Genomic DNA, 20,120 nt, shown 5'->3' on the forward strand with positions numbered 1-20,120 from the left:
TCGTTCGTGGTCGCTTGCTATTTGGGAGTCCTTCTGCTCAAATTCAGAAACATCACTAAGTAAATTGGGCTTCCAAGCTACTAGTCAGACTATAAAACGTATTCTTGCATATAAAAATCAATTTATCTATGTTTGAAATATACAAATTGTGTTAATTTAAATAGATCAAGAACAAGCAAGCTCATATGATGTTCAAAAAGGTATTTTCTTTCGTTTTCTGCTGTTTGTCTACAGCCATTTTTTTCAACGTATCTGCACAAGATTTCAAGCTTTCCTCATTGCCAAGTCAGTATCAAAAACCGGTCAAAAATGCACTAAAAGCTGCCGGCATGAATCGCACTGAATTAGAGAAAGTACTAGCGAAACTACCCAAAGAAATGCGTGAAGGGGCGGCTTTTCTCATAGCTTATATGCCCAAGAATGATTTAACGACTATTAAGAGTGATCATCTTATCCATAATATTGAAAAGGCTTACCAGGCAAGATCAACGTTTTCCTGGGCAAAGGAAATTCCAGATTCAATTTTTCTAAATGAGGTATTGCCCTATCGGGTATTTTCTGAAGATCTCGACGATTGGCGTGGTGACTTCTACGATCGTTTCTCAAAATATGTGACAAATAGCAAAACGATAAAAGATGCCATTGTAGCCATAAATAAGAATATCAGAGATGAAGTGAAAGTCGATTACAATACGCAACGAAAAAAAGCAGATCAAAATCCATCTGAATCGATAAGCCAAGGAATGGCTTCTTGTACCGGATTATCCATTTTATTGATCGACGCATTGCGATCAGTAGGTATACCGGCTCGGATTGCGGGAACGCCAAACTGGCATGACAACCGTGGTAACCACAGTTGGGTCGAGGTGTGGATTAATGGTAAATGGTATTTTACTGAATATTATCCGGACAAAGACCTGAATTACAGCTGGTTTTTAGCAGACGCGGGTAAAGCCGATCCGAATAGCAAGGAACATTCTATTTATGCGGCTTCCTACAAACCGGCAGCTACCTCATTCCCGGCGTGGAGTGAAACAGAAGTGTATGCCGATAATGTTTCTCAGCGCTATATTGATCTATTCAATCAGCAATATAGCCAACAATTGAAGGACAAATCTTACACCCGTCTAAACGTAACCATGTATCTCAGTAAGGATCAATGTCAACCGGAAGGAAGAACAAAATGCAATGTAGATATCTTCCAAGGAAATGATCAAATTGGCGGAGGCTCGACTGCTACTAAACTGCAGGATGCGAATGATCATTTAACATTTATCGTGAAAAAAAATCAGTCTTATACATTGAGGTACAGCAATAAAAATGGGCCTACCGAAAAGAAAGTAACTGTAAATGATGAGCCTTTAAATGTGATATTATACTTCAATTAATGTAGATTATTATTTCGTTAATTTAAATTATGAAAAATATTTTTGACCAAACAGTGAGTGATGAAGTGATAGCACGGATTCAAAATCTTAATCCAGGCAGCAGTGCCCAATGGGTAAAATGACTGTCGATGCCTTCTAATTAATCTCAGTTGCCAATTGGATCGCCAGGCGCGGGAGTGCACTGACGATCCAATTAAAGTTATCGCCACCAATGATAATAGTTATGCGTGCCGTCGTATTCAAATCCACACCTCGGATAAAGACTATTACCGATAACATTTGTTTTCTCGGTCTCAAGCATCAGACCACAAGCTCCAGTCTCTTCACACCAAGCTTTACTTCGATCTATAAGCCGAACCGAAAGACCTCTACTCCGATGATCAGGATGCACAAATAGATCACTCAACAACCACTGCCGCTGCAATTTAGTATAATGAAACAATTTATAAAGCTGAACAAAACCAACAGCTTGTTCGCCCTGAATTGCCAAAAAGATTTCTGACTCTCCGTTCAAAAATCGCTCCCTCAAAAATTCTTTGGCTTTTTCCAAATCCGATTCCTGTCTGTAGAAAATTCGATAAAGATTGAATAACGCTGCTGCTTGATCAAGATCCTCAAGACTTGCCTTTCTAATGTTATAATTCATTTCATTAAATAGTTTGATTTATAGTGCAAATGTATCCTAACTCTTTCGTATCAACCTCATCCAGATAGCAGATGTACAGTGGTCCAATCTTCGGTAGCATGGATTTCGATGCGACCATAAACAAGTTCATAATAATTTCAAAAACAGACTTCATGCCCTTATAACTAATAGTTGTCGAATTATAAATGCTTCTGAACGAATTGTAATTCTTCGATGCAGTCAATTTATAAGGTCCCTATATTTAGATATGAAAAGGAGAAAATTAGCAGCTACAGACAGTGAAACCTTTATCAATTATTACCTACCAAATTGGCGATCCATTATCATTGGCAGTATTTTGATTTTAATGGGGATATCGACTTGTTTTATCGGTTATCATCCTCATAATTCACTTAAAGAGAATTTCAGCGCCATGGTACTTGACTTTAAAGATGTATTTCGCTTTTTAGTCTCATTATTTATGCTGTTACTCCACTTATCTTTTATTATCGGCGGCTTCCTTCTTCTAAAAAACAGCAGGAAAGTTATCCGAGCCCGGACAGATAAAAAAGGATTGTATTTTAAACGGATCGAAAAAAAGACCGGGAGTGTCTGGGCTTTGGCAGATTTGGATGCGCTGGTATTCGTGCCCTACATTCAAATCGTTAATATCCGCATTATTGAAAGCAATTGGTTGGGTCCGAGACTTGAGCTTGAGACTTTTCAAGGTAAAGAAATCCTGACCATGTTGAACGTATTAAGCCGAAAACAAAAAGAGCAAATTTGCCAAACCGTGAAAGAATATGGTATTTAATGGAGATATGGTCTGTCCCCCCTGTTTAAACAAGTAAAGGTTACTAAAATCAGAAAAATTTGATTTTAATAACCTTTTAATTTGATTTACTTGTTCGTATAATTTTATAATCAATCGTTGGGTAACAACTGATCGACATATTCTCTGATCTCTTGGGGTAACATCAGATAAACTGAGGTTTTCAGATTTGCTTTACTTGGTTCCCCATCGATGAAAATATTCTTAAATCCTTCATTGAGCCATTTCCCCTCATCTTCTAGATATCCATGATATTTGCTGTTTAAATTCTCAATAATATTATTATCGTTTCCCATGTTTTCCGTCATTTATTATATGTAATCTGCATCTAAAATATTCAACAGGGAAACATCAACTTTGGTGCCACTCCTCCTTAAAATTTTTAAATTTGGCTATCCAATAGCATGTTTTAAGTTTCTTAACATTTACATAAGCTAACAGGACAAAACCACTAAGCGCTATATATCAACACATTGCAATTATAAAAAAAACTACTTATTTTGCTTAAGTTGATATTATTTGCAATTTTTAGTAGTGAATACCGTAATTTTGTATTTTAATGTTATAAACCTTTTACTTATGATACTAATAGCAGTTTTACTTCCTTGGTTATCGTTTTTTTTACGTGGTAAAATTCTAAGTGGCATTCTCTGTTTGATCCTTCAGATAACTATACTTGGTTGGATACCCGCAGCCATATGGGCGGTTGCATCGCGTGTTGACGGGAAAAATGAACAGCGCATGCGTAAATTGGAACGCAATATGCGTAATTACCGATAAATCATTAGGGCTCCGTTATTCGATAACCCGAACATCATTTAGATTCCAAAAATTGTTGTACTTGTTTTAATGTAAAATCAATCAGTTCAACGTTGACATCGCCATTAAAATCAGCCATCATATAGTTGCCATGATTTGCCGGTAGAATAAGTAATCGTGCAGCAGGAATCTGCTGTTGCATAGCAGCTAAATGTGTCGTTTTCACAACATCTTGGTCTCCGCCTAGCAAAAATACGGGGCAGGTCAAACGCGTTAAGGATTCGGCGTCAAAATCCTGAAAGTGTATCATGCGCTGGCTGTCTTTTTCATACATATTTCTAAACTTCTCTGGATCTGGGTTCAGCTTCATAAAATTCTCCTTCAGAAATGGCGGCATATCGTTAATAGTTGACGCTTCCATACTTTCAAAAAAACCATCCAGAAGCCCCTCTCTTTTGGTATTTCCAGATGCTGCTATCAGCTTTTCGACCTTGTCTGGATACATCGTCGCAAATTTCAAAAGGGTTGTCGCTCCATTGCTAAAACCAAAAAACGAAGCTTTTCCGATGGAAAGAAAATCTAGAACAGCCAAAATATCTTTGGCATCCTGCTCGAATGTTTCAGCTGAGGATCGATGATCGGATCTTCCATGATTTTGGAGATCTATCAAAATCAACTGATACTGATCATGCAACCTTTTTACAGTCTCCTCAAAATCCGAAAAACCGGAGGAGCCACCACCATGAATAAGAACGAGAGGTTTTCCTGTGCCAAATATTTCGTAGTAAAGTTTTATCCCGTTAGCAGGTGCATAACCGCTTTTCGATTCTATTTCACGCATAATTTATACTAAATGGTCTATATTTTTATCATTAGCAACACGCTTCTACAGCGATTTGTTTTCTATAAATTTTTTAAAACTTAACAATACCCCATCGGTAAAAGACTGTTGCAGGTCCAAACTTGTAAACGGATCAGGATCGAAAGTTTCGCGAATAATTGTATTGTTATCAATCGCCTGAAATTCCACAATACACTTTCTTCCCCCACTGTTACTTTCAATAGACTCCATCCAAATAATCTCATCGTACACACCCACATAATCAAATCCTTCGCAACTATTTTTTTGTTCCATTCTAAAATTAAACATCCCTCCTTCCCTAAAATCGATACCAGCAGCCGGACAGTGCCAATCGTCAAATGGAATATTCCATTGCATAATGGCATCAGCATCACTCCAGTATTTCCAAACATCGGCTAGCTGCTTTTCAACTAAAATAACCGAAACCAATTTTTTTACAGGTTAATCTTTATGTTTCATAGGATGTTTTAAATGATAAGAATCCTTTTATCTATCTACACCGGTTTAAAATCATTCCGTTTAATGTACTGAGATAAAAGGCTACATTGAACGACATCACAATATTAATAAACTATACAGAAATTCGACTTGTCCTATGACAATATTGACGTACGCTACAGATTTTTCTGCGATACTGTAGAGATACACTTTATAGCTAATTAAAGGATGAAAATCTAACGTAGTGGGTCGATAAAGAATAAACTGATGACTGTGGTATATTTATTGTACGAACCTCATGGAACATATAAAAACCGATTCAAATGAGAAAATTAGCATTTATAGCAATGAGTCTTATTACTTTCACGGCCTGTAATAATACTCCCAAGAACAATGAATCCAAAGAAGCAGTTGATCAAAGCAAGGAAGAAGCAACCCCGTCGATCGGCGGCAACAAGGATGAGCACGGTTGTTTGGTCGCGGCAGGACAAACTTGGAGTGAGATCAAACAAGGATGTATCCAGGTCTTTAATGTTGGCTTACGCCTAAATCCAACGGAGAAAGAAGAAGGAAAAGCTGTAATTAGTGCCTTTGTTGTCCTTAGCGAGGATAAATCAAAGCTAGAATTATTCTTACCCGATGACAATAAAAATACCATTATCTTGGATAAAGTTGAGAATGACATTTATCAGAAGGATAGCTATAGATACGATGCTAAAAAATCAGCGCTTTATGTAAATAACACGATTAAATACAAAGGCGATGTCGAATAGCCTAGAAAGATTGAACTATTGGCACAATTTGCACTAGGTATGGCCCTGAATAATGATTCCCTATCATTTTATTCTCATTCACAGTAATATGATATTGGCCAATATCTTTAAATCTATAGGTAAGCTCCTTGCCAAAAGGGCCATCAGAAGAACCATCGGGCAGAAAAAGCTGACTAATTCGTACATTGGCTGTATCCATGGGAGTTTTTATTTTGATAAGAACCGAATCTGCCTGATGGACTGAAATGAAAATAGTATCTGTTTTCCCTGATACCATATTCATTTCCTTAGATCTTCCACCACCAAAAAAGGTTACGTTAGAAGGTAATTCCTGTGCCTTGTGCTTAGATTCATTTGTACTGGATTGTGGTGGGCGCTGAGGAAATTGACAAGCTCCATAAATAAAAATTGCCAACACACTCATGATCAATAATCGTAATTTGCCCATAACGTTTTACTTAAAATAACAAAAGTTATTAGATTACGGTTTTAGTTACGACAACTTTTTCAGTACAAAACAAACGCTGAAATTGAATTTGTTACATCCTCCACAAACTCCATTTTGATTTGATTGCATGTGGATTTAGTTCCCGTATTTTTTGATAAAAAGCATAGAAATTCCTATTCCAAAGGGAATAGTTATGCGTAAAACTGAAAATGGACTGTCCCTTACTATCCAATTCAACAACTACTTGCCAGATATAGTGATTATTAATTTGAGTCGATGTCCTACGAAGCTCAATGATATCCACTAACCTAAAGGATCTACCTGCCCCGCCTCTTCGACCGACAGCATAGAAATAATTTTCATCAAAAAAATAATCTTCGTCAGTTAGCAGATTATCTTCTATACCAAATAAAAAGGGACGTGATGACAGCTTTCTTAATTTACCTTTCTCAAAATGATCATTCATTTCATAGCTTTTTTTAACACCGTATAAATAATTCTTAGCTACATTTTTTCTATAGACTTCTATGAACACGACAACGATCAACACACAACTGATAACCAAAATGATGCCTTTAGAATTCATTTATTCCACAAAAAGAAATTAACTTCCACAAGTCAGATAGAACATCGGAATTCCCCCTTCATCTTTCTCGATAGCATCTAATCCTTCGAAATAGCTATGGTCACCGAGTTGTTTCTGAGCGATTTGTTGTTCAAATTGATAAAGCAAATCCAAAGCTGTAAAATGTAGTGGATATGAAGGTCACGTTAGACAACACTCAGACGGAATGATTACCATTCTACCATGCGATATTATTCCAAGGACTTCCTTTCTTTTCTTTAAGATACCCAATATACCTTTTCAAGTAAGATTTCCCAATTTTACTGTTTACACCAACTTGATCTTCTCCTTCCAGGAAATAATCGGAAAATTGCAACCAATCAATAAAATGCTTTCTCGCATATAGTGACAAACTCTTGAGAACATTTAATGCCACAGGTTTTGGTAAATATCCAACGTCCGTTGCGGATGTCGTAATATGACTTACTACAGCAACAACAAAGGCATTTACCCCTGATTTGGAGATATCCCAAATGGATGTATCAATTTTGCCGTTTTTTCCCTCCAATGCGGTCCCTGTCTTTTCTATCCCAAGTAACGTAAAGTATGAACTCAACATTTGAAGACAAGTTTCTCTATCCGTTATACCAAAATCTCTCTTTAGCAATTTGATAAAATCACTTCTATATTGATCAATTCTTGGATAATTACCAAATTGATATAAGTGAATCGGATAACTACCATCATCTCCGGTACTTCCGAATACTGTAAACCAATCCCCAAAAACAATCACTCTAAATGCGGCTCCTAGCGCATTACCAAACTGTTCTTCATAAGGAATATTCAGAAGTATAGTGTTATCAGGTACTAAACTTCCCGTCCTTTTTTCCTCTTCGGCTTTCAAAGTAAGTTCATCTTTGGCTTCATTTACACCTTCCTTTGCCGCATTCAATAATTCTTTCAAAAACTTAAACATAACGGTATTGATATTAACTACTTAAAAGAAATCTTACTTACTATATTTTGCTACCAGCGCATAATCGTACGGGATTCTCATGGACAGCTCGCGTGCTTGCCAAATATCCCCTTCGGACGCCTGGTAGAAATCATAGGCGTTTTTCAAGAAATTCTCGCCGTTTGGAGCTTCAACCCAATCTTTCTTCTCTCGATTGTAAAGTAAAATCATACAACTTACACAGCGATAATTACCTGCTGTTTTTGGGTTTTCAAAACAAGTTCCAACTTTAATATTAATCTTCTGATTGATTATCACATCGGTCAATTTACGATCTGTGAGATGAATTAATGCAATTTGTGCATCCTCATGATCGGGTCGTAACTTTGCTATTACTAATCGCCCAAAATCTGCCTTTTTAATTTTTTCGATTTCTAAAGCCCTAAATTCCGGCGATATGCGATTCGTATCGACCGGATATAGATCATCTTCGGCAGCCGTCACTTCTGTCGTCGTTACTTCGGTGGCTCCGGAAGCCAATAGCTGCTTATTTTTTTCGTAATTTTCCCAATCTGCTGCATCGTAGCTAACCCACTGCTGTATCTTATAGAGTAAGGTTTCCCTCTTGTTGACTTTTATAAAAAACGCTGCAATTAAAAATGAAACCAGCAATATGAACAGGATAATGAGGACTCTTTTCAAACTAAAAATATTTAATGAAGTATTTAAATCTGTAAAATCGTGAAAACATACCCCATGTTTTCATTGATCACCGTAAATCTGCACATAATTATTCACCCCTTAAATCTGCAACCCATATTAGGTCAAAACTTAGCGATATTTGTAGCTTAACAATCAATATTTGAAAACAACATGACAATTGTTAATTTCAAATATTTTAACCAATTAAATACAAGTAGACTGTATGATTTCCTTATTTACTAGAGTAGGTCATAGACATCAAGGATAAAACTGAAATACATTGATAGCAAATTGTATCTAATAACAGTTTTAAATCAATTTTTAGACAGTAGTCAATCATTGTTTATTCAGTCTACACTGAATGATCACTGAACAAGCACTGACTAAGCACTGAACAAGCACTGACTAAGCACTTTCGAAAGTTAGAATTCGAGTACTGTCTGATCTTTCCTTTGTTGCCCTTGAAAATGATAAGAAAAAAATGACCAGCATATTGCATCCGAATACGTCAGCAAGCCCTTGATTAAGTAAACATAACCATAGATAGCCTCTTTGACATCAATAAACTTAATTTGCTCAAATAATAGTCTGTTCAGATCACTGAAGATAAGTATGAGTTAGATCAGACAAATAGTTTAAAAAAAATATCGAACAAAGCTGTCAATATATTCATAAAATGCTTCATAAAAAAGAAGTTACAGGGATCAATCCAACTTTATTGTTTAGCCAGAATGAGCTTTACAACTTTTTCAATAGGTCGACCAATTACGGCTACACCATCCTTTACAACGATAGGTCGCTCAATTAAGACCGGATACGTTAACATCGCATCGATCCATTCCTCATCGGTCAAATGAAGATTTTGGAATTTTTCCTGAAAAACAGATTCTCCTTTTCTGATAAGTTCCAAAGGTTTTAAATTGAGTTGTCCCAATAATTCAATCAACTGGTCTCTGGTTGGAACATCATTTAAGTACTCCTGCACTTCTATATCCACAGCTTGATGCTGTAGCACTTCCAATGCATTACAACTCTTGCTACAATTTTTATTATGATAAATTTTAATCATGGCCATAACATGTAAAGGGTATCTTTGTGATAAAGAAAAACAATTATTGGATAACGCAAAAATACGAACAAGATCACAAACAGTTTAAATAAAATACCATTAGCTAACCAAAAATTGGAATTCATTTTTGAGAAACTGATCCATTTATGACCTAGGATTGTTTCACTTTTTTTAATTTAGTGATATGAAATCAGCCGAAAGTGTAACAGATTTTTACAAAAGGCAACCAGGTTTAACTAATTTGGATTTGCCGCTAAATAATACCGGAATTGGGCATTTCAATGTTTTCAGTAGAGAATCCTGTACTGTCGTATCTCCGTACAATCGCCGTGATTTTTATAAAACCTCCCTTATTATAGGGCGTGGAAAACTATATTACGCAGATAAGTGGATACAAATCGATAAACCGGCAATGTTATTTGCGAATCCGGTTGTCCCCTATGCTTGGGAACCGGAATCCTCAGAACAATCAGGATGGTATTGTATATTTACAGAGGAATTTATACAGCATAGTGAACGGATAGAAAGTCTAAAAGACTCCCCGCTGTTCAAGATAGGCAGCAATCCGATCTATTTTCCGGATGAAACACAATTAGCAGAAATTTCTGCAATCTTCCAGAAGATGATAGTTGAAATGAACTCAAGCTACGTTCATAAAGATGATATGTTGCGAAGTTATCTACATCTTCTAATTCATGAAACCATGAAATCGAGTCCCGCAGCGAGTTTTGGATCTTATACCAACGCTTCAACCAGGGTATCGGGACTATTTCTTGAGCTGTTAGAAAGACAATTTCCAATCAATACCCTTCAGCTTAGCCTACAGTTGAAAAGCCCTGCAGATTATGCTCATGCGCTTTCGGTTCATATCAATCACCTCAACAGGTCGGTAAAAGAAGCCACAGGCAAAACCACCAGTACACACATTGCAAACCGTGTGGCCCAAGAAGCCAAAGCTTTGTTGTTGCATACCAATTGGAATATATCGGATATTGCCTACAGCCTAGGATTTGAATATCCTTCCTATTTCACCAATTTCTTCAAAAAGCAAACGGGGATGTCCCCAAACCAAGTCCGAAGCGGTACTGTTTGAATTGTATAACAATCTGTTTGATTGTCTTAACTCCCTTCGTTTATTCCATGTGTACTTTTGTATTAAACAAAATGTCATTATTATGAAATATAGAAATCTTGGAACAACAAATGAAAAACTCTCTGCGATTGGATTAGGTTGTATGGGAATGAGCTTTGCATACGGACCTACGGACGAGAAAGAGAGCATTGCTACATTGGAAAGAGCATTGGACCTAGGCATTAATTTTTGGGATACCGCAGATATGTACGGCAACGGTGCCAATGAGGAGCTTATTTCAAAAGTACTTGTTCCCAACCGTGACAAAGTTTTTATTGCAACAAAATTTGGGTTTCGCTTTAAAGATGAAATAGCAGGTCCAAGTGGTACGGCAAACACCTACTTCGATGGCTCGCCCGAATGGATAAAATTAGCGGTGGAAAAAAGTTTAAAACGCCTTGGAATAGATACCATAGATCTTTATTATGCACATCGCGTAGATCCCAATATTCCCATCGAAGAGACCGTAGGCGCTATGGCGGAATTGGTTAAAGAAGGAAAAGTGAGGTATCTTGGCTTAAGCGAAGCATCCCCCGCCTCAATCATCAAAGCAAATGCCGTACACCCTATAGCTGCTTTACAGAGCGAATATTCGCTCCTTACACGCGATGTAGAAAAAGAAATCCTAAAGACTGTACGTCAGTTGGGGATAAGTTTAATTCCTTATGCACCGCTAGCGCGTGGATTATTTTCAAATTCTTTAAATCTAGAAAATCTCGCTTCGGACGACTTTAGAAGAACCTTACCGCGTAATCAAGGCGAACATGCTTTGAACAATGCACAATTGGTCGCCGACTTCTCTCTACTGGCAAAAGATAAAAACTGTAGTCCTATACAGCTCGCTTTAGCGTGGGTACTGGCACAGGGAAATGACATCATTCCCATTCCAGGAACTAAAAAAAGAAAATATCTGGAAGAAAATGTGGGCGCCCTTGACATACAATTATCGAATGATGATTTAAAAACAATCGATGAAATACTCCATAAATACCCTAATATCGGAGCTCGATACAGCGAAGGTGCTATGGCTTTAGTTAACCATTAATCCATTTTTGAGATTATGAGTGGCTCGCCGGCACCACTTATAATCTCAAAAACTGTTCTCATCTGATCCAACTTTGTCGTGTTGTCATAATACACTATAGGAACAGACACCATCCGATTAGTATGTATTAATTATCGGGAATAGCAGTACGTAATGAAAAATAGAAAGAACTTCCTGCGCCATAATCACTTTCAACACCAATCTCGCCTCCTTGCGCTTCTATAAACTCTTTACTAATACTTAAACCAAGTCCTGTTCCACCTTTTTTGGATCCCGGTACACGAAAGTAGCGTGCAAATATTTTATCCAGATATTTAGGCTCGATCCCTTGCCCGCTGTCGGTAACGATAAATTTTGTTTTAAGTTCGTTATTTTCCACCCCTATACGAATGACCGAATCTTCATGCGAGTAACGTATCGCATTGGAAAGAAAATTGGTAAGAACCCAGGCAGTTTTCTCATTGTCAGCAAATATAGCTTTCACTTTGGGATCTACCTCGATAACAAAGTGTATATTTTTTTGATTCGCAGCAAATTGATTCGCCATGATAGCATATTCAATAATAGGCTGTATTTCTGTCGTATGTAAGTTAATTTGGATGGAACCACTTTCAACCTGGGTCATATTTAACAGTTCACCGGTTATTTGAAGCAGTCGGTTAGAATCCTCTTTTATTCCGTTTAACAAGGTGAGCTGTTCGGTATTCAGATGGCCTATTTGTTCATTTTCCAGCAATTGAACCCCCATCTGAATCGCAGCAATAGGTGTTTTGAACTCGTGAGAAACGGTGCCGATAAAGTTTGTTTTTGCAAGATCAAGTTCCTTAAATGGCGTAATATTCTTTAGGATAACCACCTGCCCAATAAACTTTGATTCCAGTTCACCAGTCGGCAAAACATTGATATCGATAACATCTTTCTCAAAATAGCTTTCTCTATCGTCCGCATAAATTTTAACAGCATTCTTTTCACGTTGCTCCACGGGAAGGAACAGGTCTTTAAAAATATCTTTAGCAAGATCATTTTCATCTGAAACCGCCAAAGCAGATCTTCCGAGAAGTTGATCTTTATGTAGATTGGTGATGCGAAGCGCTTCCTCGTTGACAAAAATAACACGTCGCTCTTCGTCGAAGCCTATCACCGGATCATGCATATGATCCACAAGAGACTCGATTCGACTTTTTTCCTTTAAAATTTTTTCAAGTTTACTTTCAGCGTATTCTTCAAGTTTCTCTGCCATGGAATTGAATGAAGCGACGAGTTCAGCAAACTCACCTCCGCTCTGTACCTGAATTCGTTCTTTGTAGTTCTGTCCTGCAATCTGTCGAATACTCGCTGTCAATTTTGCTATGGGATCAGCTATATTGGACGGCAAATTGACCAGCAATATAAAAGCAATAATAAAACAGAGTGCCCCAGCAAATGAAATGACCAAAATTGCATGTTCTGCGGTGCGATCCGCAACAATACTCTTCCTAGAAATTGCCGTCATATTTTGCTCCATTAACAAAGCAATATCCTTTCTGATGGACGAGATAATAGTGATGTCTAAGGGCTTATATTTCAGTTTTAAAAAATGTTCAGCAATCGCGTTCGTTGTTTGTTGCTCTCCGACTTCAGTAACATTTCTCCGTTGTTTGTCAAGGTTGACCTCGAAGTTCTTAAAAGCAGTTTTTTCAACAGGAATTTCCTCCAAAGCCAATAACATATTCTTGGCATACAGCAGCGTGTTGTAATTTGCTGTCAATATATTTGCGGTATCCTTTTTTAACCGGTTTACATACCAGCCGCTTAAAGTGGCGAGTAGAAAGATCATGAGAAAAAGTGATCCTACACCAAAGGTAAGTTTCGTTTTTATTTTCATCTTATTCACAATTTACCTTTATCATTATGACAATATAATCAGGTCGATGTCTTCGGTCGACAGTTGCGTCAGCAATTTGCTAAATGTATCCTTAGCAAGTAACATCCTTAAAAGAGATAATCGTGGTTTACCAATACAAACTGTGGTGATCTTGCGGAGCTCGCACAAAGCGATAATCTCTTTTGCCACACTATGACTTTCCACTTTGATAATTTCACCACCAAGTTCTGTCGCCAGCTTAAAGTTATTGATCAGGTGCCGCTGTTTATTTAAGGCTATCCGATCGCCACGCTCTTTTGGCAACTGTACATACAGCAGAAACCAACTGCTATTGTAATATCCTGCTAAGCGCGCTGTTTTTCTGATCACGTTTTTTGCTTTTATTTCATTGGAACTTATACAAGCCAGGAAACGCTCCTTTCGTACCCATCGTTGAGGTTGAACTTCGATCTCCACTTTACGTTGAACCTGGGAAGCCACTTCTTTCAACGCCATTTCCCGCAATTGCAAGATATGTTCGCTTTTAAAGAAGTTTTGAAGTGCTGCCTGAATTTTTGAAGCGTCATAGATCTTGCCCTCTTTTAGGCGGATGATAAGTTCTTCTGCAGTAAGGTCAATGTTAACGACTTCATCGGCGGAATCAATAACACTGTCAGGGACACGTTCTTGCACTTCAACCCCTGTAATCGCTTTAACCTCCTCGTTTAAACTCTCAATATGCTGGATATTTACAGCGCTGATCACATTAATCCCGGCTTCCAGAATCTCCATAACATCCTGCCACCTTTTGGTATTTTTGCTACCTTCAATATTGGTATGTGCCAGCTCATCGATAATGACTACCTCAGGATGTGAATTCAAAACAGCATAAAGATCCAGTTCCTCTAACTGTTTGCCTTTATAAAAAAGATGGCGTCGGGCTATAACGGGTAGACCATCCAGCAATTGATGGGTTTCCTTCCGATTATGTGTCTCAATATAGCCAATACGCGCATCGATTCCTCCCTGTAAAAGTGTATGGGCATCCTGTAACATGCGGTAAGTTTTTCCGACGCCTGCACTCATGCCGATATAAAGTTTGAAGCGACCTCTTCTCGATTTTCGGATAAGGTCCAAAAAGTGTTCAGCGCTTTTCCTTTCTTCCATTTTTATTGCCTTTCATTTCAGAAAGTTCCTGCCGATCCAACACACGACAGGAACGATTGTTTTAAAAACTAACTGTAAGTGCTGTGACAGCCGTCAAACTATTTTTCACCAACTTATTTGTCCGATCAAGGAAAATAGCATCTTTATTGGTGAGATTACGTAGTTCCGTGCGCCAAACGACATTGGGAAGAATTGCATAATCTGCATTTAAAGAATAGCCAAACGTTTGAAAACCTTGATCTGTCGTAGTCGAAACGATTACACCATGCTTATCGTTGTAATATTCTCCTCTTGCTGTTAAGCTAAATTTTTCGGTCGTCGCATATCGCGCAATTAACACAGGCGTGTACCATACATTGTACGTTGAGCTACCTTTTGCTTTTTGTTCCGCTCCAATATCAAATCCGAATGTAATTCCTAGCTTTTCATTCATTTGATAAATGGCATAAAGATTATGAAAATAGCGCATCTGTCTGACGCTATCTGCTTTATCACTGCCGATAAAAGAACCACTATTGATAGTCCATTTAGCTGTCGGTTTATAGACTAATTGATGTCCAAATGCCGGTAAACTGCTACCATCCACACGTTGAATCCGCTGCCATCCGTTTAAAATAAGCCCGCTTAAAAATAGTTTTCCTGATGCGGATGTATAGGATATTTTTGCGCCGGTTTCAAAATAAGGGGAATTATCAGCAAAAATACTCCTTGTTACAGTCCAATTATCCTTTCCTATAGCGCTTTCAAAGCCCAAGTGGGATGAAAATATTCCAGCATCGATCCATAGATTATGTTTTTTCGAGATACGAACACCGGCATTCGCTTCGTAAATATTTTTTAAGACACCGGGTTCCGCACTGTAGTTCGCATTCATATATGTACCGACACCTAAAGCAAGATTTGCACGGGTATTTGTTGTTTCGTACGCAGCTTTTAAAAGTGCCAAGTTTATGTTTACTTCATTGGTTCTGTTGTGACTATATACAAAGCCTGGGCGTGTATTTCCAATTGGGTTGTTAAAGTCCCGAAGGTAATATGCTTCAAGGTAACCACTGATAGACAATTGGGTATTTTGAGTTGTATCTTGCTGTGCAAATAATTGTGTTGCTCCTGCGAGTAAACAGGCCAACATCGCTAGTTTTTTCATGTATATCGTTCTTGTAAAGTGTAAATCAATGACCCATCAGGTCAATTTTATTTTTCAACCATCTTGTCCAAAGCAATATTTAGTTCAAGGACATTGATTTTGCGAGGTCCAAACATATTCCATAGAGGGGTCTGAACGTGAGCATCAACGAGAGACTGTAAGCTATTTACCGATATACCTCTTGCTTTCGCAACACGATCGATTTGTATTTTTGCGGCCTCTACCGAGATATCTGGATCCAAACCACTGCCACTGGCTGTAACAATGTCTACCGGTACCTGTTCGCGTTTTACGGTGGGATTGTGGACTAAGAACGTATCAATACGGGCCTTAACTTCCGAAAGATATTCCCCATTAGAGGGTCCTTTGTTACTTCCTCCCGATCCTGCTGCATTATAACCAACAGCGGAAGGACGCGACCAGAAGTAATCATCACGCGTAAAGGCCTGTCCAATATTTCTGTAATACTTTTGCCCGTTGTACGCTAGCATTTCCCCTTTTCCATGATTAGGTGCTATCTGAGCTATTGCCCAAACAAGGGCCGGATATACAACTGACAGCAGGAGCAATAAAACTATTGTAATCTTTATTGCTGGATATATTTGTGTTTTCATCTTTGCTTTAATTATTAAAAATGTATTAGATAAATAGCGAAACCAGCAGGTCTATGACCTTGATACCAATAAATGGAACGAGCACTCCACCAAGTCCAAAAACGAGCAGGTTTCTCCGTAACAATGCGCTTGCGCCTATAGCTTTGTATGCAACTCCCTTTAATGCCAAAGGAATCAGTAATGGGATAATAATTGCGTTGAAGATGACAGCCGATAGTATGGCGCTTTGTGGACTACTGAGCTGCATAATATTTAAACCTTGAAGTGCCGGTATTGCCGCAATAAACAGGGCCGGAATAATCGCAAAATATTTGGCAACATCGTTTGCAATACTGAATGTTGTCAGCGTACCCCGGGTCATCAACAATTGCTTACCTATCTCCACAACCTCGATCAATTTGGTCGGATCATTGTCGAGATCGACCATATTTCCAGCCTCTTTTGCAGCTTGCGTACCGCTATTCATTGCTACACCAACATCCGCTTGTGCAAGTGCCGGAGCATCGTTTGTACCATCCCCCATCATGGCGACCAATCGCCCGTCAAGCTGTTCTTTTTTGATATAGTTCATCTTGTCTTCGGGTTTCGCTTCGGCGATGAAATCATCCACCCCCGCTTTTTCGGCAATATATTTGGCCGTTAACGGATTGTCTCCTGTCACCATAACAGTCTTAATACCCATTTTTCGCAACCTTTCAAAGCGTTCATGAATCCCGGGTTTTATCACATCCTGCAATTCTATGACACCGAGTACTTGTTCATTCTCGGCTACGACCAATGGGGTCCCCCCATTTTGAGAGATAAGCTTTACGCGCTCATCTATTTCCTGAGGAAATAGATTTCCAGCCTTTACAATGATATTTCGAATAGCATCTGTTGCACCTTTACGAATACGTGTCTGTTCAAAGTCTATTCCCGAGCTACGGGTTTCGGCGGTAAACTTAATGAATGCCGGGTTTTCGACCTTATAGCTCGATGGGTTGACACCAGCCAATTCGACAATTGATTTCCCTTCTGGTGTTTCATCCGCCATGGAGCTCAATGTTGCTGCACGTACCAGCGCTTCTTTCATGACACCATCGGCGGGATAAAAATTTGTCGCCTTACGATTTCCGATCGTAATGGTTCCAGTTTTATCAAGCAACAAGACATCAATGTCACCCGCCGTTTCAACTGCCTTGCCACTTTTTGTAATAACATTTGCACGAAGTGCGCGATCCATTCCCGCGATACCAATCGCCGATAAAAGACCACCTATTGTCGTTGGAATCAGACAGACAAAAAGTGAAATAAACGAAGCAATGGTGATACCGACATTGGCATAATCCGCAAATGGTTTTAAGGTCACCGTTACGATAATAAAAACAAGTGTAAAACCTGCCAAAAGGATGGTTAAGGCAATCTCGTTAGGTGTTTTTTGGCGGCTTGCCCCTTCGACCAGTGCGATCATCTTATCCAGAAAGCTTTCACCCGGTTCTGTCGTTACCTGCACGACAATTCGATCGGATAAAACCTTGGTGCCACCTGTAACTGAACTTTTATCGCCCCCAGCCTCGCGGATCACCGGTGCTGATTCACCGGTAATTGCACTTTCATCTATTGTCGCCAACCCCTCGATAATTTCCCCATCCAATGGAATTACATCACCAGCCTGACAAACAAAAACATCATTTTTTTTCAATTGAGCGGATGAAACGACCCCACCATCGCGCAGGGTTGCAGGAGTTTCCTCCCGAGTTTTCCGAAGACTATCTGCTTGCGCCTTTCCGCGGGCTTCGGCAATTGCCTCCGCAAAATTGCCAAAAAGCAAGGTTAAAAATAGGATAAGAAATACTGTAAAATTATAACCAAGTGTACCTTGTGATTTTTCTCCGGTCATTATCCAAAGACAAACCACGGCCATAATCAACGTCCCGATTTCCACGGTAAACATCACTGGATTACGGAACATTATTTTAGGATTTAGCTTCACGAAAGATTGCTTTAACGCTTGTTGTACAAGCTCTTTCTGAAACAATGTTTTTTGACTGCTCATTTTTAGAATTCTTTAATTTTTACGTATTACATGGAAAAATATTCCGCAATTGGACCCAGTGCCAACGCATGGAAGAAAGAGAGTGCTGCAATAATCGCGATCACAGCGAATACCATTAAACCGAATGTACTTGTATCAGTTTTTAGCGTTCCCTCGCCTTCAGGTATAAATTTCTTCTCAGCCAATAACCCAGCAATAGCAATTGGGCCTATAATCGGTATAAATCGGCCGAGTAACAATACGATACCCGTCGAAATGTTCCACCAAATGGTATTATCTCCAAGACCTTCAAAACCACTACCATTGTTGGCTGCGGATGAAGTATATTCGTACAATATTTCACTAAAACCATGGAATCCAGGGTTATTCAATGTAGAAGCACCTTGGGCTGGAAACGCTGTCGCAAGTGCTGTACCGACAAGGATTAGAAAAGGATGGGCAAGAGCAACAATCATGGCGATTTTCATTTCGCGCGCTTCAACTTTCTTACCCATAAACTCTGGTGTGCGCCCCACCATCAAGCCACTAATGAAAACGGCGAGTATAATAAAAATGAAAAAATTGAGTATTCCCGCGCCCACACCGCCATAAAAGGCATTCACCATCATGGCTATCAGTTCGTTCATACCAGATAAGGGCATGTAACTATCATGCATAGAATTGACTGATCCCGTCGAAATCATCGTTGTGACAATACTCCAAAAGCCGGATGCTGCGGCACCAATACGTATTTCCTTTCCCTCCATAGCCCCCATAGACGTATCAATACCCATCTGTGCGATCGCTGGATTTCCAGCCATTTCCATTTTTATATTTGGAATCGTCAGGATGATAAACCCAATGGTCATCACGCCAAACATCATCCATGAAAATTTACGCTTGCGAATAAAAAAGCCGAATGCAAATATCATCGCCATCGGGATAATAAACTGGGCAATCATTTCCACCATGTTGGTCAAATAATTGGGATTTTCGAATGGATGCGCACTGTTCGCACCAAAAAAACCACCTCCATTTGTTCCCAGATGTTTAATTGGAACAAAGGCAGCTACTGGTCCTCGACTTACCTGTACGGTATCGCCAGCAACAGTAATCATACTGTCCTTACCTTCGAATGTCATCGGCATGCCTTGGAACACGAAAATGGCAGCAACCAGGACCGAGATAGGGAGTAAAATGCGGGTGCAAGATTTCACAAAGAAATCGTAAAAATTGCCCAATTGCGTTGTTGTTTTATCCCTAAAAGCTTTAAAAATAACCACTGCAGCAGCCATTCCCACGCCTGCAGTCACGAATTGGAGAAACATGAGCCAAATTTGTCCTAGATAACTCACGCCCGACTCCCCAGAATAGTGTTGGAGATTACAGTTAACCAAAAAGGATATACTGGTATTAAAAGCCAAATCAGCAGTCATTCCAGGATTTCCATCTGGATTTAAAGGCAAACTTCCCATATTCATCAGGATAGCCATACTCAACAGGAACCACACTAGATTAATTGTCAGAAGAGCAACGAGGTGCTGTTGCCAAGTCATCTGAACATTGGGATTAATTCCTGTCACTCGATAAAAAAAACGTTCCAATGGTTGAAACAATGGATCTAACCAGGTCTTTTCGTTACCATATACCTTAGCTATATATTTCCCGAGGGGAAGTCCGAGTAGTAATGTTACGATGAACATCACTATGATTCCAAGAATCTCTGTATTCATTTCTTTAAT

General features: G+C 38.9%; 22 protein-coding genes. 6 read left to right on the forward strand and 16 right to left on the reverse strand.

Going from position 1 to position 20,120, the window contains the following annotated elements:
* Nucleotides 1-185 precede the first annotated feature (185 nt).
* Nucleotides 186-1,388 (forward strand): transglutaminase-like domain-containing protein, encoded by a 1,203-nt coding sequence (locus tag B3P16_RS09155; protein ID WP_286753832.1) that lies wholly within the window; start codon nucleotides 186-188, stop codon nucleotides 1,386-1,388.
* A gap of 199 nt (nucleotides 1,389-1,587) precedes the next feature.
* Here B3P16_RS09155 and B3P16_RS09160 read toward each other — a convergent pair whose 3' ends face one another.
* Nucleotides 1,588-2,034, reverse strand: a complete 447-nt coding sequence (locus B3P16_RS09160) for a GNAT family N-acetyltransferase (protein ID WP_286842535.1) — start codon at nucleotides 2,032-2,034, stop codon at nucleotides 1,588-1,590.
* Between the two features lie 247 nt (nucleotides 2,035-2,281).
* On the opposite strand from B3P16_RS09160, the gene B3P16_RS09165 reads away from it, so the two are divergent.
* A complete protein-coding gene (locus B3P16_RS09165) occupies nucleotides 2,282-2,827 on the forward strand; it encodes a hypothetical protein (RefSeq protein ID WP_046674585.1) in 546 nt (181 codons plus the stop codon).
* Between the two features lie 110 nt (nucleotides 2,828-2,937).
* Here the strand turns inward: B3P16_RS09165 and B3P16_RS09170 are convergent, their stop codons facing one another.
* Nucleotides 2,938-3,141: a hypothetical protein gene (locus B3P16_RS09170; protein WP_139144971.1), complete on the reverse strand. Its 204-nt coding sequence runs from the start codon at nucleotides 3,139-3,141 to the stop codon at nucleotides 2,938-2,940.
* A gap of 283 nt (nucleotides 3,142-3,424) precedes the next feature.
* On the opposite strand from B3P16_RS09170, the gene B3P16_RS09175 reads away from it, so the two are divergent.
* Nucleotides 3,425-3,625 (forward strand): YqaE/Pmp3 family membrane protein, encoded by a 201-nt coding sequence (locus B3P16_RS09175; protein WP_046674694.1) that lies wholly within the window; start codon nucleotides 3,425-3,427, stop codon nucleotides 3,623-3,625.
* A gap of 34 nt (nucleotides 3,626-3,659) precedes the next feature.
* Here B3P16_RS09175 and B3P16_RS09180 read toward each other — a convergent pair whose 3' ends face one another.
* Nucleotides 3,660-4,445: an alpha/beta fold hydrolase gene (locus B3P16_RS09180; protein ID WP_046674583.1), complete on the reverse strand. Its 786-nt coding sequence runs from the start codon at nucleotides 4,443-4,445 to the stop codon at nucleotides 3,660-3,662.
* Between the two features lie 45 nt (nucleotides 4,446-4,490).
* Nucleotides 4,491-4,895: an SRPBCC domain-containing protein gene (locus B3P16_RS09185; protein ID WP_286842538.1), complete on the reverse strand. Its 405-nt coding sequence runs from the start codon at nucleotides 4,893-4,895 to the stop codon at nucleotides 4,491-4,493.
* 332 nt (nucleotides 4,896-5,227) lie between these two features.
* On the opposite strand from B3P16_RS09185, the gene B3P16_RS09190 reads away from it, so the two are divergent.
* Nucleotides 5,228-5,677, forward strand: a complete 450-nt coding sequence (locus tag B3P16_RS09190) for a hypothetical protein (RefSeq protein WP_286842541.1) — start codon at nucleotides 5,228-5,230, stop codon at nucleotides 5,675-5,677.
* 1 nt (nucleotide 5,678) lies between these two features.
* On the opposite strand, the gene B3P16_RS09195 is transcribed toward B3P16_RS09190, so the two are convergent.
* From B3P16_RS09195 to B3P16_RS09220, 6 genes are all read right to left on the reverse strand, one after another.
* Nucleotides 5,679-6,125 (reverse strand): hypothetical protein, encoded by a 447-nt coding sequence (locus tag B3P16_RS09195; protein ID WP_286842543.1) that lies wholly within the window; start codon nucleotides 6,123-6,125, stop codon nucleotides 5,679-5,681.
* A 91-nt stretch (nucleotides 6,126-6,216) separates the two neighbouring features.
* Nucleotides 6,217-6,591 carry a hypothetical protein gene (locus B3P16_RS09200; RefSeq protein WP_286842598.1) on the reverse strand — a complete coding sequence of 125 codons (375 nt, stop codon included), beginning with the start codon at nucleotides 6,589-6,591 and terminating at the stop codon, nucleotides 6,217-6,219.
* A 138-nt stretch (nucleotides 6,592-6,729) separates the two neighbouring features.
* Nucleotides 6,730-6,864 (reverse strand): hypothetical protein, encoded by a 135-nt coding sequence (locus tag B3P16_RS09205; protein WP_256604644.1) that lies wholly within the window; start codon nucleotides 6,862-6,864, stop codon nucleotides 6,730-6,732.
* Between the two features lie 64 nt (nucleotides 6,865-6,928).
* Nucleotides 6,929-7,666 (reverse strand): DUF1266 domain-containing protein, encoded by a 738-nt coding sequence (locus B3P16_RS09210; RefSeq protein ID WP_286842600.1) that lies wholly within the window; start codon nucleotides 7,664-7,666, stop codon nucleotides 6,929-6,931.
* Nucleotides 7,667-7,699: 33 nt separating this feature from the next.
* Nucleotides 7,700-8,347 (reverse strand): hypothetical protein, encoded by a 648-nt coding sequence (locus B3P16_RS09215; RefSeq protein ID WP_201303551.1) that lies wholly within the window; start codon nucleotides 8,345-8,347, stop codon nucleotides 7,700-7,702.
* A 715-nt stretch (nucleotides 8,348-9,062) separates the two neighbouring features.
* The gene (locus B3P16_RS09220) at nucleotides 9,063-9,416 is read right to left on the reverse strand and encodes an arsenate reductase family protein (protein WP_286842602.1); all 354 of its coding nucleotides are present in this window, start codon (nucleotides 9,414-9,416) and stop codon (nucleotides 9,063-9,065) included.
* Nucleotides 9,417-9,600: 184 nt separating this feature from the next.
* On the opposite strand from B3P16_RS09220, the gene B3P16_RS09225 reads away from it, so the two are divergent.
* Both B3P16_RS09225 and B3P16_RS09230 read left to right on the forward strand, forming a co-directional pair.
* Nucleotides 9,601-10,509: a helix-turn-helix domain-containing protein gene (locus B3P16_RS09225; protein ID WP_286842605.1), complete on the forward strand. Its 909-nt coding sequence runs from the start codon at nucleotides 9,601-9,603 to the stop codon at nucleotides 10,507-10,509.
* Nucleotides 10,510-10,591: 82 nt separating this feature from the next.
* Complete coding sequence (locus B3P16_RS09230) at nucleotides 10,592-11,593, forward strand: aldo/keto reductase (RefSeq protein WP_286842607.1); 1,002 nt, start codon at nucleotides 10,592-10,594, stop codon at nucleotides 11,591-11,593.
* Between the two features lie 127 nt (nucleotides 11,594-11,720).
* Here B3P16_RS09230 and B3P16_RS09235 read toward each other — a convergent pair whose 3' ends face one another.
* The 6 genes from B3P16_RS09235 to kdpA all read right to left on the reverse strand — a co-directional run bounded on the left by B3P16_RS09235 (nucleotide 11,721) and on the right by kdpA (nucleotide 20,111).
* A complete protein-coding gene (locus B3P16_RS09235; protein ID WP_070565433.1) occupies nucleotides 11,721-13,457 on the reverse strand; it encodes a HAMP domain-containing sensor histidine kinase in 1,737 nt (578 codons plus the stop codon).
* 24 nt (nucleotides 13,458-13,481) lie between these two features.
* Nucleotides 13,482-14,603 carry a sensor protein KdpD gene (locus B3P16_RS09240; RefSeq protein WP_286842609.1) on the reverse strand — a complete coding sequence of 374 codons (1,122 nt, stop codon included), beginning with the start codon at nucleotides 14,601-14,603 and terminating at the stop codon, nucleotides 13,482-13,484.
* Nucleotides 14,604-14,664: 61 nt separating this feature from the next.
* Nucleotides 14,665-15,750 carry a porin gene (locus B3P16_RS09245; RefSeq protein WP_286842610.1) on the reverse strand — a complete coding sequence of 362 codons (1,086 nt, stop codon included), beginning with the start codon at nucleotides 15,748-15,750 and terminating at the stop codon, nucleotides 14,665-14,667.
* A gap of 47 nt (nucleotides 15,751-15,797) precedes the next feature.
* Nucleotides 15,798-16,364: a K(+)-transporting ATPase subunit C gene (locus B3P16_RS09250; RefSeq protein ID WP_115045781.1), complete on the reverse strand. Its 567-nt coding sequence runs from the start codon at nucleotides 16,362-16,364 to the stop codon at nucleotides 15,798-15,800.
* Nucleotides 16,365-16,389: 25 nt separating this feature from the next.
* Complete coding sequence (gene kdpB / locus B3P16_RS09255; protein WP_286842611.1) at nucleotides 16,390-18,399, reverse strand: potassium-transporting ATPase subunit KdpB; 2,010 nt, start codon at nucleotides 18,397-18,399, stop codon at nucleotides 16,390-16,392.
* Nucleotides 18,400-18,425: 26 nt separating this feature from the next.
* Nucleotides 18,426-20,111, reverse strand: coding sequence for a potassium-transporting ATPase subunit KdpA (gene kdpA, locus B3P16_RS09260; RefSeq protein WP_286842612.1), 1,686 nt, complete (start codon nucleotides 20,109-20,111; stop codon nucleotides 18,426-18,428).
* Nucleotides 20,112-20,120 lie beyond the last annotated feature (9 nt).

It is taken from the genome of Sphingobacterium sp. UBA7631 (genome assembly GCF_002483935.1).
Classification (GTDB): Bacteria; Bacteroidota; Bacteroidia; order Sphingobacteriales; family Sphingobacteriaceae; genus Sphingobacterium; species Sphingobacterium multivorum.